The organism is Streptomyces sp. NPDC058092 (assembly GCF_042884935.1).
Lineage (GTDB): Bacteria > Actinomycetota > Actinomycetes > Streptomycetales > Streptomycetaceae > Streptomyces.
Genome location: NZ_JBHVSY010000013.1, coordinates 60,126 through 74,073 on the forward strand (window position 1 = coordinate 60,126; position 13,948 = coordinate 74,073).

11 protein-coding genes and 1 pseudogene are annotated in these 13,948 nt (G+C 72.1%); 5 read left to right on the forward strand and 7 right to left on the reverse strand.

Annotation, left to right across the window (positions count from 1 at the left end):
- Positions 1-29: 29 nt before the first annotated feature.
- The gene (locus tag ACFVV1_RS22095; RefSeq protein WP_389991705.1) at positions 30-1,565 is read right to left on the reverse strand and encodes an exopolysaccharide biosynthesis polyprenyl glycosylphosphotransferase; all 1,536 of its coding nucleotides are present in this window, start codon (positions 1,563-1,565) and stop codon (positions 30-32) included.
- 335 nt (positions 1,566-1,900) lie between these two features.
- Here ACFVV1_RS22095 and ACFVV1_RS22100 point away from each other — a divergent pair, with 335 nt between their 5' ends.
- Positions 1,901-3,160 carry an FAD-binding protein gene (locus ACFVV1_RS22100; RefSeq protein ID WP_389991708.1) on the forward strand — a complete coding sequence of 420 codons (1,260 nt, stop codon included), beginning with the start codon at positions 1,901-1,903 and terminating at the stop codon, positions 3,158-3,160.
- Between the two features lie 65 nt (positions 3,161-3,225).
- Here the strand turns inward: ACFVV1_RS22100 and ACFVV1_RS22105 are convergent, their stop codons facing one another.
- Positions 3,226-4,221 carry an MASE1 domain-containing protein gene (locus ACFVV1_RS22105; protein ID WP_389992107.1) on the reverse strand — a complete coding sequence of 332 codons (996 nt, stop codon included), beginning with the start codon at positions 4,219-4,221 and terminating at the stop codon, positions 3,226-3,228.
- An 81-nt stretch (positions 4,222-4,302) separates the two neighbouring features.
- A complete protein-coding gene (locus tag ACFVV1_RS22110) occupies positions 4,303-5,133 on the reverse strand; it encodes a PP2C family protein-serine/threonine phosphatase (protein WP_389991711.1) in 831 nt (276 codons plus the stop codon).
- A gap of 194 nt (positions 5,134-5,327) precedes the next feature.
- Between ACFVV1_RS22110 and ACFVV1_RS22115 the strand changes: the two genes are divergently transcribed.
- The 3 genes and pseudogenes from ACFVV1_RS22115 to ACFVV1_RS22125 form a co-directional block, all read left to right on the forward strand.
- Positions 5,328-5,627 (forward strand): DUF1876 domain-containing protein, encoded by a 300-nt coding sequence (locus ACFVV1_RS22115; protein WP_389991714.1) that lies wholly within the window; start codon positions 5,328-5,330, stop codon positions 5,625-5,627.
- An 86-nt stretch (positions 5,628-5,713) separates the two neighbouring features.
- Complete coding sequence (locus ACFVV1_RS22120) at positions 5,714-6,808, forward strand: XdhC family protein (RefSeq protein ID WP_389991716.1); 1,095 nt, start codon at positions 5,714-5,716, stop codon at positions 6,806-6,808.
- Positions 6,809-6,958: 150 nt separating this feature from the next.
- Positions 6,959-7,132: pseudogene (locus ACFVV1_RS22125) on the forward strand (DUF6629 family protein); the annotation flags it as partial.
- An 11-nt stretch (positions 7,133-7,143) separates the two neighbouring features.
- On the opposite strand, the gene ACFVV1_RS22130 reads toward ACFVV1_RS22125, so the two are convergent.
- From ACFVV1_RS22130 to ACFVV1_RS22140, 3 genes are all read right to left on the reverse strand, one after another.
- Positions 7,144-7,995 (reverse strand): hypothetical protein, encoded by an 852-nt coding sequence (locus ACFVV1_RS22130; RefSeq protein WP_389991719.1) that lies wholly within the window; start codon positions 7,993-7,995, stop codon positions 7,144-7,146.
- A 123-nt stretch (positions 7,996-8,118) separates the two neighbouring features.
- The gene (locus ACFVV1_RS22135; protein ID WP_389991722.1) at positions 8,119-9,822 is read right to left on the reverse strand and encodes an acyl-CoA dehydrogenase family protein; all 1,704 of its coding nucleotides are present in this window, start codon (positions 9,820-9,822) and stop codon (positions 8,119-8,121) included.
- Positions 9,823-9,890: 68 nt separating this feature from the next.
- Positions 9,891-10,502 (reverse strand): TetR/AcrR family transcriptional regulator, encoded by a 612-nt coding sequence (locus tag ACFVV1_RS22140; RefSeq protein WP_389991725.1) that lies wholly within the window; start codon positions 10,500-10,502, stop codon positions 9,891-9,893.
- A gap of 449 nt (positions 10,503-10,951) precedes the next feature.
- Here ACFVV1_RS22140 and ACFVV1_RS22145 point away from each other — a divergent pair, with 449 nt between their 5' ends.
- On the forward strand, positions 10,952-11,626 hold the full coding sequence (locus ACFVV1_RS22145; protein WP_389991729.1) for a lamin tail domain-containing protein: 675 nt from the start codon (positions 10,952-10,954) through the stop codon (positions 11,624-11,626).
- 97 nt (positions 11,627-11,723) lie between these two features.
- Here ACFVV1_RS22145 and ACFVV1_RS22150 read toward each other — a convergent pair whose 3' ends face one another.
- Entirely contained in the window at positions 11,724-13,829 is a 2,106-nt protein-coding gene (locus tag ACFVV1_RS22150) for a SpoIIE family protein phosphatase (protein ID WP_389991732.1), read from the reverse strand.
- Between the last annotated feature and the right edge of the window lie 119 nt (positions 13,830-13,948).

The following is a 13,948-nucleotide window of genomic DNA, read 5'->3' on the forward strand; positions in this document are numbered from 1 at the left end:
CGCACTCTTCGCATCGACGGCCGCCGCTCTCAGTAGGCCCCGCGGCCGTCGGTGACGGCGCGCAGCGTACGGGCCATGAGTCCCATGTCCGTGGCCACCGACCAGTTGTCGACGTACCACAGGTCGAGCGAGACGGTCTCCTGCCAGGACAGGTCCGAACGCCCGCTGACCTGCCACAGGCCGGTCAGCCCCGGTCTGACGGCGAGCCGCCTCAGCTCCCGTTCGTCGTAGCGGGACACCTCCTCCGGCAGCGGAGGCCGTGGACCGACCAGCGACATGTCGCCCCGGAGCACATTGAGCAGTTGCGGCAGCTCGTCCAGAGACGTCCGGCGCAGCAGACGGCCGATTCCGGTCACCCGGGGGTCTCGGCGCATCTTGAACATCGGGCCGTCGTTCTCGTTCGCCGTGATCAGCTGCTGCTTGTGGCTCTCGGCGCCCACCACCATCGTCCGGAACTTCCACATCGTGAACGGCCGGTTGTGCTGCCCGTGGCGGATCTGGCGGTGGAAGACCGGCCCGTTCGAGCCGAGCCGCACCGCCGCCCCGATCAGGAGCAGCAGGGGTGCCAGGACCAGCAGCCCGAGTGCGGCGCCGATGCGGTCCACCACGGCCTTCAGGATCATCTGCGGTCCCCGGCGCAGCGGCGGTGCGACGTGCAGCAGGGTCAGCCCGGCGGCGGCGGACGGCCGTATCCGGCCGGCCGCGATGCCCGAGAGCTCCGACAGCACGGAGAGCGGAAGCCCGCCGTCGTGCAGTCCCCAGGAGAGCCGGCGCAGCCGCTCCTCGGAGAGCTGCGGCCCGGGCACCACCAGAGCCAGGTCGACGTCATGGGCGAAGGCGCCGCCCAGCACCGTCGACGCGTCGTCGTCGGCCGGTGCCGGTGCGAGCCGGCCCGGCACCTGGACCTCGCACTCCAGCGGCGCGGTCCCCACCGGTATGGCGGCCACGACCCGGTACGGGTGGTCCGCACGGGAACCCAGCAGCTGCACCGCGCGTTCCACTCTCGGAGCCTCGCCGACCACCAGTACCCGCCGGACCGTCCGCTGCCGCCGCAATCGCCGTACCCCCCACGCGGTCAGGCTCGCCGGCAGACCGGCCAGCAGTGCCACGACCGCCGTCGCGGGATCGACCGCGTCACCGGTCATGGTCCGCAGCACGGCGAGCACGCCGATGAGCAGCAGCCAGTCGCCGGCCGTGGTCAGCACCCCCGGCGGATCGCCCAGAGACCCGCCCGCGTACCGGCCGCGCGCGGCCCGCACACCCGACCACGCCAGCGCGGCCACCGCCGCGGCGACCTCGGCCCGCGGCTGCCCGCCCGCCCACAGGACGAGCCATGCCGGAATCCCCAGGCCGAGCAGTTCGGCGCCGATGACGACCGGCAGGCGCCGGTCCGTCCGTCTCTTGGCCGCGGCCGGTCCCGAACGTTCGCACGGTCCGGTCGGCACCCTCCACAGATTGTCAAGTTCTTTGCCGCGAGGCCGATTTGAAGCAGTCCGTGGACGTGGCGCCCCCGCCAGTCCCACGGGTCCTGATCTGTCCGAATCGGGTAGCTCGACATGCCCCATGAACCCCCCAGTCACAGTTGCATCGCCACAAACGGGACGCATCCGCCGATCCCATGGACTGACGGATGCGCCCGCGCTCGGTGCACGATATCCACACACGTGCCATTTCGCTGGAGTTCCAGTGAAGTTCAGACATGTGCACTGACTCTGAACTCATCCCGTTCCGTGCTGGATCGCTTGGTCTGTGGGTGACTGTTCGCATTTGGAGGGTGCCGGAATCGGATGGTGTGCGGACATGTGGGTCACCAGTTGCATGGTCTCACCAACGGGCTCGTCCGCGAGGATGTACCGTCGGGATCAGGACACCCGGCCAGGAACGAGAGTGCGGACGTGCGGTGACTCCCGTGGAGAAGAACTGGGCCGGAAACATCACCTTCGGAGCACGGCGGCTGAGCACCCCCCGCTCCGAGGCCGAGCTGCGGGAAACGGTGTCCGCCGCGTCCGCGGTGCACGCGCTCGGCACCCGGCATTCCTTCAACACCGTCGCCGACACCCGGGGCGAGCTGGTGTCCGTGGCGGGGCTGCCCCGCAGGATCGAGATCGACCGGAGGGCCGGGGCCGTCACCGTCGCCGCGGGGCTGCGCTTCGGGGAGTTCGCCGACGTACTGCACGAGAACGGGTACGCCCTGCACAACCTGGGTTCGCTGCCGCACATCTCGGTCGCCGGAGCCTGCGCCACCGGAACGCACGGCTCCGGAGTCGGTAACAGTTCCATAGCGGGCGCCGTCCGGGCACTGGAGATGGTCACGGCCGACGGCCGGACCGTGTCATTGGGGCGCGGCGACGCGGATTTCCCCGGAGCGGTGGTCGCCCTGGGCGCCCTGGGCGTGGTGACCGCGCTGACGCTGGACCTGGTGCCCGCCTTCGACGTACAGCAGTGGGTCTACGAGGATCTGCCGGAGTCCTGGCTCACCGACGGGCTCGACGAGGTGATGACGGCCGCGTACAGCGTGAGTGTCTTCACCGACTGGCGCGCCGGGCCGCTCAACCAGGTGTGGCTCAAGCAACGGGTGGGCCCCGATGGGCCGCGACGGGCGCCCGGGGAGTGGCTCGGCGCGCGGCTCGCGGACGGGCCGCGCCATCCGATCGCCGGTATGCCGGCCGAGAACTGCACCCGTCAGCAGGGCGCTGCCGGACCGTGGCACCGCCGGCTTCCGCACTTCCGCCTGGAGTTCACCCCGAGCAACGGGAACGAGCTCCAGTCGGAGTACTTCGTGGCACGGCGGGACGCGGCCGCGGCGTACGAGGCACTGGCCCGGCTCCGGGAGCGGATCGCGCCGCTGCTGCAGATCTCCGAGATCCGTACCGTCGCCCGCGACGATCTGTGGCTGAGCCCGGCGTCCGGCCGGGACTCGGTGGCCTTCCACTTCACCTGGGTACGGGACACCGCCGCCGTCACCCCCGTGCTCGGGGCGATCGAGGAGGCCCTGGCGCCGTTCGGCGCGCGACCGCACTGGGGCAAGGTGTTCACGACCGCCCCGGAGAGCCTGCGCGCGCTGTACGGGAAGTACGCCGATTTCGAGCGGCTGACGGCCCGGTTCGACCCGGAGGGCACGTTCCGCAACGACTTCCTGGCACGCCACTTCCGGCGGTGAACCGCCCTGCCTCCGGTGGCAGGCCACCTTCCGCGGCCGTGGCCCGGCCATCCGGGGGACCGAGGTCAGAGGCCGTCGGGCTCGTCGTCGGGCCGGGGTGGCCAGCCGCCCGGGGACCGTCCCGGCGCCAGCCGCTCCACCACCTCGGCCAGCTCCTCGCAGGCACGCTGGATTCTGAGGCGGATGTCGCTCTGCTCGGTGACGACGGCCGCGAGCAGCAGCGCGGTCAGGGCCACCGAACCGTTGAACACGGCGAGATTCACCATCACATGAAGGATGGTGTGGCCCTCGAACGGCCCCACGCCCTGCGTTCCCGCGACGACCGCCAGGACCGACACCAGAAGAGCGCACGGCGCGCTCCCCGCCAGCCGAAAACGCAGAGCCGCCCAGATGATCAGCGGGAACACCAGGTAGATCATCGCCAGCGAGGTCCTGGTGGCCAGCAGCGAGACCGCCACGGAGGCCGCCGCCAGCGCGCTCGCCTCGATCCACCGGTCCGTGGCCCGCGGCATCCGCACCCTGCACAGCACGAGCAGCAGCGGGGTGACCACGAGCACGCCCATCGCGTCCCCGGACCACCATGCCGTCCAGACCGGCCAGAAACCGCTCAGCGGCAGATTGTCGTCCACCACGAGCATGCACGTGCCCACGGTCGCGCTGATGACCATGCCCGCCAGCGCGCCGAGGAAGACCAGCACGACGCCGTCGCTCAGCCGGTCCAGCTCCCTGCGGAAACCGGCTCTGCGCAGTATCAGGTACGAGCAGACGGGAGCCAGGGTGTTGCCCGCCACGACGACGACGGTGAGCAGCGAGACCGAGTCGCTGAGTGTGGCGACGACGGACAGGGAGCCCAGCGCGATACCGGGCCAGGCGCTCAGCCCCAGGAAGAGCAGGGCACCCAGCGCGATGCCCGTGGGCGGCCAGAGCGGGGTGACGACCGCGCTGTGGACGGACACCCCGCGGATCAGACCGAGCCCACCGGCCAGGTAGTAGGCGGCGGCGACGGCCAGGACGCGCAGTGCGGCCGAGGCCGTGCCTGTCGTTCTCTCGCTGCTGGACACCTTGCTGCGGATCACACATCTCATCAGACACCGACCCGGACGGGTGGCGGCTGTCTGACACGCTCGTCCCGCACCCGGGCGTCACTCCCCGCCGGAAACCGCCCCGTGGCGCAGGACGAGAACGGCGGCGTCGTCCTGGTGTCCGGTCCGCTCCGCCGCGCGCAGAACCGCGTCGGCCAGCTCGTCGGCGTCGGCGGACACCCGGGAGACCACCAGCCGCGTCACCGCGTCCAGCCCCTCGTCGATCGGGAACGAAGGACCCTCGATCACCCCGTCGGTGACCAGGACGAACGCACCGGGGCTCGTCAGGCGCCGCCGGGTGACCGGATAGCGCTCACCCGCCCGGATCCCCAGGGGCAGGCCGCCCTCGTCGTCGGTGAGACCGGAGCGCCCGTCGGCGGTGGCCCATACGGCGGCGACATGCCCGGCGCGGGCACTGTGGAGCTCCCGGGTGACCGGGTCGAGGCGGGCAAAGGTGCAGGTCGCGAAGAGGCCCGAGTCCACCGAGAGCAGCAGATCGTTGGTCCGGCCCACGACCTCGCCGGGATCCGCGGCGGTGGCGGCTATCGCCCGCATGGCGATGCGGATCTGGCCCATGAAAGCGGCTGCCTCGACGTCATGGCCCTGTACGTCCCCGATGGCGAACGCCAGCGCGCCGTCCGGCAGCACGAACCCGTCGTACCAGTCACCACCGATGTCCAGTCCGCTGCGGGCCGGCATGTACCGGGCAGCTGTCTGCAGCCCCGGCAGGGCGGGCAGCGCCGAAGGGAGCATCTCCCGCTGCAGCGCCTCGGCCAGTTCCACCCGCGCCCGGTGCAGATCCACCTCCTGGCGTGCCTGTTCGGTGAGCTGCTGCAGAGTGGTGAGCAATTCGCCGGCGCTCGCCGCACGGGGAGGACGACGCCGGTTCATGGGCGGCTCCGCACTCGGTGGCAGTGACTCCCGCATCCTATTTCGGCGCCGCGAGCCTCGCAGGACGAGAAGCGGCGCCGTGATCCCGGCAGGACGATCCGGAACGCGCGGACGGTCCCGGCCGGGGGGATCCTGGTGACAGGACCGCGTCGTGGCGGCGCACCGAGTCCGCGCGCGGTCGCAGGAGGTGCGCGATGACTCGCACGCTGGAATGGAAAGTCCGTGTAGGCCTGTCCGAGGAGGACGGTACGACCAGGGCGGAGGCGGTGCTGGACACCGGCGCGGAAAAGCTCGTGGGACACGGGGTCGCCCGCTGCAACCCGCAGGACGTGGACGTCCCCGCCATCGGCGACGAACTCGCGGCGAGCCGTGCCATGAAGGACATCGCCGCGCAGCTGATGAAGGCCGCCGACCAGGAACTGGAATCGGTCGGGGCCGGACCTGAGACCGGGCCCGTCGCACCGCCGTACGCGTGGTCCGACACCACGGCCTGAGCCTCGCACCGCACCGGCCGCCGTGCCACGGGGCGAAGCGGGCGCGGGCAGGAACGCACACGTCCCGGCCCTGGTGGAGGTGGCCGATGCGTGAGATTCTTCCGGCGCTCAGCCGCTGGTACGCCGCCGGGGAGCCGTTCGGGCTCGCCACCGTCGTCGCGGTGAGCCGCAGCGCGCCGCGCGGCCCCGGGGCGGCGATGGCCGTGGGCCCGGACGACGAGGTGGTCGGCAGCGTCTCCGGCGGTTGCGTCGAGGGCGCGGTCTTCGAACTGGCCAAGGAGGTCATGGAAACCGGCCATGCCCAGCTCCGTACCTTCGGCTACAGCGACGAGGACGCCTTCGCCGTCGGTCTCACCTGCGGCGGTGAGATCACCCTCCTCGTACGCCCCGTGACGGCCGCGTACGACGTCTCCTTCGGTGAACTCGCCGCATCGGTCGCCGCTCACCGCCCGGTGGTGGCCGCCACCGTGACCGACGGCCCCGCCCCGCGCGGTGTCGCCCTCGCCGTCCGGCCGGACACCGTCTCCGGCTCGCTGGGCGCGAGCGGACTCGACGCCGCCGTCACCGCCGACGCGCGAGGGGAACTCGCCCGGGGCGCAACCGGCTTGCGGCACTACGGCCCCGACGGTGAACGGCGCGAGGACGATGTCACCGTGTTCTTCCAGTCGTTCGCCCCGCCGCCCCGGATGCTGGTCTTCGGCGCGATCGACTTCGCCGCGGCGGTGGCCCGGATCGGGGCGTTCCTCGGCTACCGCGTCACCGTCTGCGACGCCCGCCCCGCCTTCGCCGACCCCCGCCGCTTCCCGGACGGCGCGGAGGTGATCGTCGACTGGCCGCACCGGTATCTGCGTGGCACGGAGACCGACGCACGGACCGTGATGTGCGTACTCACCCACGACCCGAAGTTCGACGTCCCGCTGCTGGAGGTGGCCCTGCGCACCCCGGCCGCGTACATCGGGGTGATGGGCAGCCGGCGGACCCACGAGGACCGCCTGGCCCGGTTGCGCGAGGCCGGTCTCGGCGAAGCGGAACTGGCCCGACTGCGCTCGCCCATCGGCCTCGACCTGGGCGCGCGCACCCCCGAGGAGGTGGCCGTATCGATCGCGGCGGAGATCGTCGCACTGCGCTGGGGCGGCACCGGCAGCCCGCTCACGGAAACGTCCGGGGCGATCCACCGGTGAGCGGCAGACTCGTCGGCCGGTCCGCCGACGGCTGTTCGCCAGGGCTGTGGGCTGCGGAAGAACCGTCCACGGCGGCGCCGGCTGCTGCGCTGCCGCCGCCGCTTCGGTGGCGGGTGCCGGTCGTGTCACCTCGGGCGCCTGCCCGCAGAGACGGTGGGCTCCCTGCTCCTGTCCGGGGACCGGCTGCTCCGGTGGCTCGGCGTGCCGGTCGCGGCCGGGGCCGCCGTCTGCGCGGCGCTGTGGCGGCTGGAGTTCATCTCGACCCGGTGCGCCTTCGCGGCGGTGTGCTCGGTGGTCCTGCTCGGCTGGACCCGCCGGCGCCCCGCGGAGCGGATTCAGACCGACCGGGGCAGACCGATCGGGTTCGGATACGGCAGCAGTTTCGCCTCCAGCACCTGCCGGGCAGGCACCTCCAGCGCGGCGAGCAGCGCGTCCGCCGTGCTGTCGGCGAGGGGGCGCAGCAGCCGGGCGGCCAGCCGGTCCGTGGTGTCCTCGATCAGGTCCCGTTCCGCGCGGCCGCGCGCCGTGGCAGCCCACTGCGCATCGATCAGCCCACGGGAGCGCAGCCGTTCCCCCGCGTCCGCCCACTGCGTCTCGCTCCAGCCCCGGTCGAGCCGGATGCCCTCGAGCGGAACGCGGCCGGTGGCGGCGGCGAGAACGAGCGCCTCGGGGGCGTCCAGACCGTGGTCGGCCAGTGCGGCGGCGTGCGCGTCGCCCCGGAACTCCCGTAGTGCGGTGGTGAGTTGCCATAGACGTTCCACCGGGTCGGTACGGTCGCACAGCGGGCGGTTCGCGGCGAACAGCGGACGGCCGAGCGCCGAGGCGTCCGCCACCATCGCCGCGAGCGGCGGGGCGAGCTGTCCGGCGAGCGTGTCGATGCCGGGCACCAGCCTGCGCAGCGCCCGCGCGGCGAGCTGAGCGCGGAGGTCGGTGAGCGTTCCGGGGGCGACGATCTGCCATGCGGCGGGCAGCGCGCGGGCCACCATGTCCGGGGCGAAGACGGCCAGGACAGCGGTCGCGGTCTCGGGGCGGACCGGCCCCATGGGGGCCGTACGGGTGGCGAAGTAGCCCATCCAGAAACCCTTGAGGCCGACGGACCTGCCGATGCCGCGGCACTCCTCGTCGAAGTAGATCACCGCGTGCAGGGGCTCGGTGCGCAGCCACAGGGTGCGGGGTCTCGACTCCATGGGAGCCAATCTAACGCCCAGGGCACCGGATGCGCCCGTGCGACGACGGGCGGGCAGTTGCTCCTTCCGGCCGCTGCCCGCCGTACCCGTACCGCACACCGGGGAGCTTCGGCGGTGGCCGTCTCAGCCGCCCTGGCCGAAGTGCCGCTCCACGATCGCCGCGGCGTCGGTGCCGCGCGGCAGGATGCCGTACTGGTGGCCACGCTCCTCGCCGAGCCGGGCGGCGACGAACGCCTCGGCGGCCGCCGCCGGGGCATGACGCAGCATCAGCGAGGACTGCAGAGCCAGCGCCATGCCCTCGACCGTCGCCCGGGCGCGGGTCTGCGCGGCGAGCGGGTCGCGCAGGTCCTCGGCCAGCTCCCGGCGCACCCGGCGGATGTGCGCGTCCAGCACGGAACTCGCACCGGCCGTGGTCTCCAGCTCGGCCCAGAAGGCGTCCAGCGACTGCGGGGTCCTGGCGATGCCCCGCAGCACATCGAGGGCGATGACATTGCCGGAGCCCTCCCACACCGCCATCACCGGCTGCTCGCGGTAGCGCCGGGCCGACGGCCAGTCCTCGGTGTAGCCGTTGCCGCCCAGGCATTCCAGCGCCTCGTAGGCGTGGTGCGGACCGCGCTTGCAGATCCAGTACTTGGCCACGGCGGTGGCCAGCCGCCGGAACATCGCCTCGGACTCGCCGCTGTCGGCCTCGTACGCGTGGGCCAGGCGCAGTGAGGTCCAGGTCGCGGCCTCCGTCTCCAGTGCCAGATCGGCGAGGACCGCCGTCATGGCCGGCTGGTCGACCAGCCGGGCACCGAACGCGCTGCGGTGGTGCGCGTGCCAGATCGCCTCGGACACCGACTGGCGCATGCCCGCGGTGGTGCCGAGCACACAGTCGAGCCGGGTGTGGTTGACCATCTCGATGATGGTGGGGACACCGCGGCCGGGCTCGCCGACCCGTACCGCCCAGGTGCCGTCGAACTCCACCTCGGAGGAGGCGTTCGACTTGTTGCCGAGCTTGTTCTTCAGCCGCTGGACACGCACGGTGTTACGGGTGCCATCGGCCAGCACACGCGGCACGAGGAAGCAGGTGAGCCCGGCCTCGGCCTGGGCCAGGACCAGGAACGCGTCCGACTGCGGGGCCGAGAAGAACCACTTGTGACCGGTCAGCAGATGGGCCCGGCCCTCGGGGTCGGAGGCCAGCGGGACGGCCCGCGTGGTGTTGGCGCGGACGTCGGAGCCGCCCTGCTTCTCCGTCATCCCCATGCCGAACGTCAGCCCGGACTTGCGGCCCGGGGCGATCGGCCGGGGGTCGTACGAGCGGCTCAGCAGGCCCGGCAGCCAGTCCCGCCCCACATCCGGATCGCGTTGCAGGACCGGGACCACGGCATGCGACATGGACATCGGGCAGGCATGGCCGGGTTCGATCTGGGCGAACAGCATGAAGGAGACCGCCCGTGCCACCGCCGCTCCGGGCTTCGGGTCGGCCCAGCCCGCGGTGTGCGTGCCGTGGTTCACCGCCGCGCCGATGACCTCGTGGTACGCGGGGTGGAAGTCGATCTCGTCGACGCGGTTTCCGTAACGGTCATGGGTGCGCAGGACGGGCGGGGCGGTGTGGGTGAGCTCCGCGTCGATCTGGAACCGCTCGGAACCGACCAGGGTGCCGATCTCGTGCAGCTCCTTCTCGTGCCAGGCCGCGCCGAAGGCCCGGACGGCCTCCGCGAGCGGCAGGTTGGTGCCGTACTCGTCGAGACCCTTCCTGGGCGGGGCCTGGTTGGTGACCTCGTGGGTGGGGTGCGGTGCGGGGGCGTCGGGCCGGAGGCCGGTCCGGTGCGGGGTGACGGTCATCGCGGGTTCCTGTCCTGGGGAGGTGGGCGGGGGCGGCGAGGAAGCGGGGGAGCGGGTGCGGCTCGCGATCAGGTGCCGTGGGCTCCGACCGCTCTCAGGCACAGCGTGGTGATGCCTGCCACGACCGGTCCCGATTCGGTCCGCCCGCTGACCGGTGACAGCGGGCCGAGCAGTGCCTCGCTGACCGCCCCGATCACGGCGGCGGCCGACAACCGAGCGTTCTGCGCGGGCAGTTCACCCGCGGTGATCCCTGCGGCGATGGCCGACTCGGCGAGGGCGTGATAGCCGCGCCGGTACGTCAGTCGCTCCTGCTCGACGAGCGGATCGACCGGTTCGGCCAGCAGCGCCCAGGCCGTACGCGGGTTGCGCAGCGCACGGTGCGCGAAGACCTCGACCAGCGCGCGCAACTGCTCGGCGGCACCGCTCCGCGCCCGCACCGCCTCCCGCACCGTGCCGAGCTCATGACCGGCGACATGGCGGAAGACCGCCGCGAGCAGTTCCTGCTTGGAGGCGAAGTGGTTGTAGACGCTGCCGGTGGCGACGCCGGCCCGGTCGGCGATCGCGGAGATGCCGGCCGCCGCGTACCCACCCTCGGCCAGCAGCTGCCGTGCGGCTTCCAGCAACCGTTCGCGGTGCGCGAGCCGGTTCGCCTCCGTGCGGGCGGTGGGGCGGTAGGCCATGATGTTCTGAACCTCGATTCATATCTTTCTCTGTCACTGAACCACTGTTGTTCGCACCGCGCAACGGCCCTGTCGCAGAACTGTCGTTCTCATTTCCGTGGGTAAGGGAACGGGGGTTCAAGGCTGTGCGGACGGCGGCTGTTACGGAATTCCCGGGCGGCTCGCGCGGGGTGCGCGCGGGCGTGCGTCCCGCGCTCGGGATCAGCGCCGGCTGCGCCGGTGCGGTGCCGGGCGGATGGATGCAGCGGACAGCGGTTGACAGGTACTCGGACGGCCGAGATGCGTGCCCGGTGCAGGCGTGCGTGACGGAAATGTCCGTACTTCGTCACACGTATCAGGGTGCCTTCCATGGCTCGGGTCACCGGGCCACAGTGTGCGTTCTCGGCAACACGCCGGGACCGAACAACGCTCGGACCGCAGAGGTCCGGGCCCGTATCCGAGGGGTTTTCATGTCCCGTTCCGCACGGCGGTCCACCGCCGCCGTCCTCGCTTCCGGCGCTCTGGTGGCCGCCGCCGCACTCCCGGCGATCGCAGACGAACACGACCACGGTCACGGTCGCGACCGCGGCCACGGTCACAGCCGGACCGACGAGCGTCCGGCGGTGGTCCTGGGCGAGATCCAGTACAACAGCCCCGGTCGCGACGACGGCTCCAACCGCCGCCTCAACGGCGAATGGGTCACCGTCACCAACACCGGCCGTCACTCGGTCAGCCTCCGCGGCTGGACCCTGAGCGACGAGAGCCACCGCACCTACCGGTTCGATCTGCGCCTGGCCGGCCGCTCCTCCGTGCGCGTGCACACCGGAATCGGCCGCGACACCGACCGCGACGTCTACCAGGACCTCCGCAGGTACGTCTGGGACGCCCGTGACACGGCGACACTGAGGGACGCGCACGGCCGCAGAGTCGACTCGAAGTCCTGGGGCCGCGACCGCGACCGCGACGATCGCGACAGCCGTAACGGTCACCAGGGCCGCGACCGCGACGACCGTGACAGCCGTAACGGTCACCAGGGCCGCGACCGCGACGACCGTGACAGCCGTAACGGTCACCAGGGCCGCGATCACGGACGCAGCGACGACCGCGGCGGCCGTCACCACCACCACCACGACGGTCGCGACTGACCCGACCGGCGCCCGCTCCCCGTCCCCGGAACGGCCGCCACCACCCTGATCGCGGCGCCCCGCGGCCCATCCGGCCACGGGGCGCCGCACGCCGAGGTCAGGAATCGTCTGCCACGGACGGGTCATCTGTGACGGACGGGAGCTCCTGTTCGGTCCACAGGGCCTTGCCGTCGTTGCTGTACCGGGTGCCCCAGTGGGTGGCGAGCCGGGAGACGATGAACAGTCCGCGGCCGCCCTCGTCGACGGTGCGCGCATGGCGCAGATGGGGCGACACCCGGCTGCTGTCGTGTACTTCGCAGGTGAGCGTGCGGTCCAGGATCAGCCGCAGATGAAGCGGAGGGGTGCCGTAGCGGACGGCGTTGGTGATCAGTTCGCTCACGATGAGTTCGGTCGCGTCGGTCGTCGCCTCGTCCACGCCCCAGCCTTCGAGCCGGTCGCGCACGAGCGTACGGGAGATGGCGGGGGTGGTCCGGTCATGGGCGAGCTCCCAGGTCGCGACCCGGTCGGGGGGAACGACGCCGGTACGGGCGAGGAGGAGCGCGGCGCCCTCCGGATGGGCCTCGGCCGGCAGGTTGTAGACCACGTCGTCGCACAGGTCCTGCAGATTCCGGCCGGGTCGCGCGAGTGCCTCCCGTACCCGATGCGCGGACCCCCCGTCGGCCAGGAGGGTTCCGGTGAAGAACGCCAGAACGCTGCCTTCGTCGAGCTCGAGGGCAGCGGTGGCGAACGGCGAACTGTCGGTGGAGAAGAGCGGGGGCCCGTCGGGCACATCGAGGGTGGTCGTGGTGCCGTCGGGGGTGACGAGGACGGGGGACGGATGCCCCGCCCGAGCCATGGTGCAGGTGCGGGAGAACGGGTCGTAGACGGCGTACATGCAGGTTGCCGTGGGTGGTTGCCTGTGCAGCCAGTCGCCGGGCGGCAGCGCGGCCCGCTCGTCGGCCAGCCGGCCGGCGGTGTCGGTCAGCCTGGCCAGTACTTCGTCCGGCTCCAGATCGAGACCGGCCAGCGCGTGGATGACGGTCCGCAACTGCCCCATGGTGATGGCTGCCTGGAGGCCGGGCGCCTCGACATTGCCGACGATCAGAGCGGTGCGCGCGCCCGAGAGGCCGATGGTGTCGAACCAGCAGCCGCTGTTGCGCCCGGGCAGCAGGACATGTGCCGTCTCCACGGCGATGCCGCCGGCGTTGTGCTGGGGAAGGAGCCGGCGCTGTACCGTCGACGCGATCGCGTGGTCGCGTGCGTAGCGCCGCGCGTTGTCGATGCTCAGGGCGACGTGAGCGGCCGCCGTCAGAGCCAGCGGGAGATCGTTCTCCTCGTAGGGTTCCGTCCTCCGGCACCGGAAGAGACTCACCAGACCGAGGACCGTGCCGTGCAGCTTCAGCGGGACCACGATCAAGGAGTGCGCCCGGGTCGCTTCGATCAGCCGGGCACTGTCGGGGTCCGCTTCGAGCCACGGCGTCCGGGCGTCGATCTGGACGAGACGGGGCTTCAGATCCGATGCGGCCAGGGAGTACGGCGTACGGTCGGGCAGCCGGCGCGTCTTTCCGACGAGGTCGCTCCGGTGCCCGTCCACGCCGAGACCTCGAACGGCCGCGCGGCGCAGGGGGACATCGGGCTCCAGGGGCCCCGGCGTCGGATCCGAACCGCGCAGGACGTCATCCACCACCTCGACCACGGCGAGGTCGGCGAACGCCGGAACGACGGCCTCGACGAGTCCCTCGCACGTGGCCGCAACATCGAGTGACCGGCCCACCCGCGTGCGCACCGCGGTGAGGCAGGCCGTCCGGGTGCGCGCCTTCTCCTGCTCATTGACGTCGACGACGGCGGCGAGCAGCCCCAGGGCGTGACCGTCCGCATCGTTCAGCCGGTAGACGGACACCAGGAGGCTGCGGCTTCGCCCGGTGGAGTCGACGGGCCGACCGCGGATCACCTGGTCGCGCACGGCGACGCCGCTGTCCAGCACTTTGCGCAGGATGTGCTCCGCCTCGACCGGTCCTTCGACGTGGTACGCCTCGGTGAAGCGACGCCCCACGAGGCGTTCGTCGGGGACGGCGCCGGAAAGGGTGTTCGCCCGCACCACCCGCAGCTCGGTGTCCAGTACGTGCAGGCCCACCGCCGACTGGGCGAACAAAGTGTCGAGGATCGCTGCCCCCATGCCCTCGACCGCCTGCGACGCGGGGTCCGGTGCACCGGCGTCCGACACGGATTCACCCCCATCAGGCTCCGCCCGCTTGCTGGATCGGCGGGTAGGGACAAGCGTCGACGCACCCCGCGCGCCGCGCCACCGGTCGGTGGCGGACGGGTGAACCGTCGCCGGCCGCG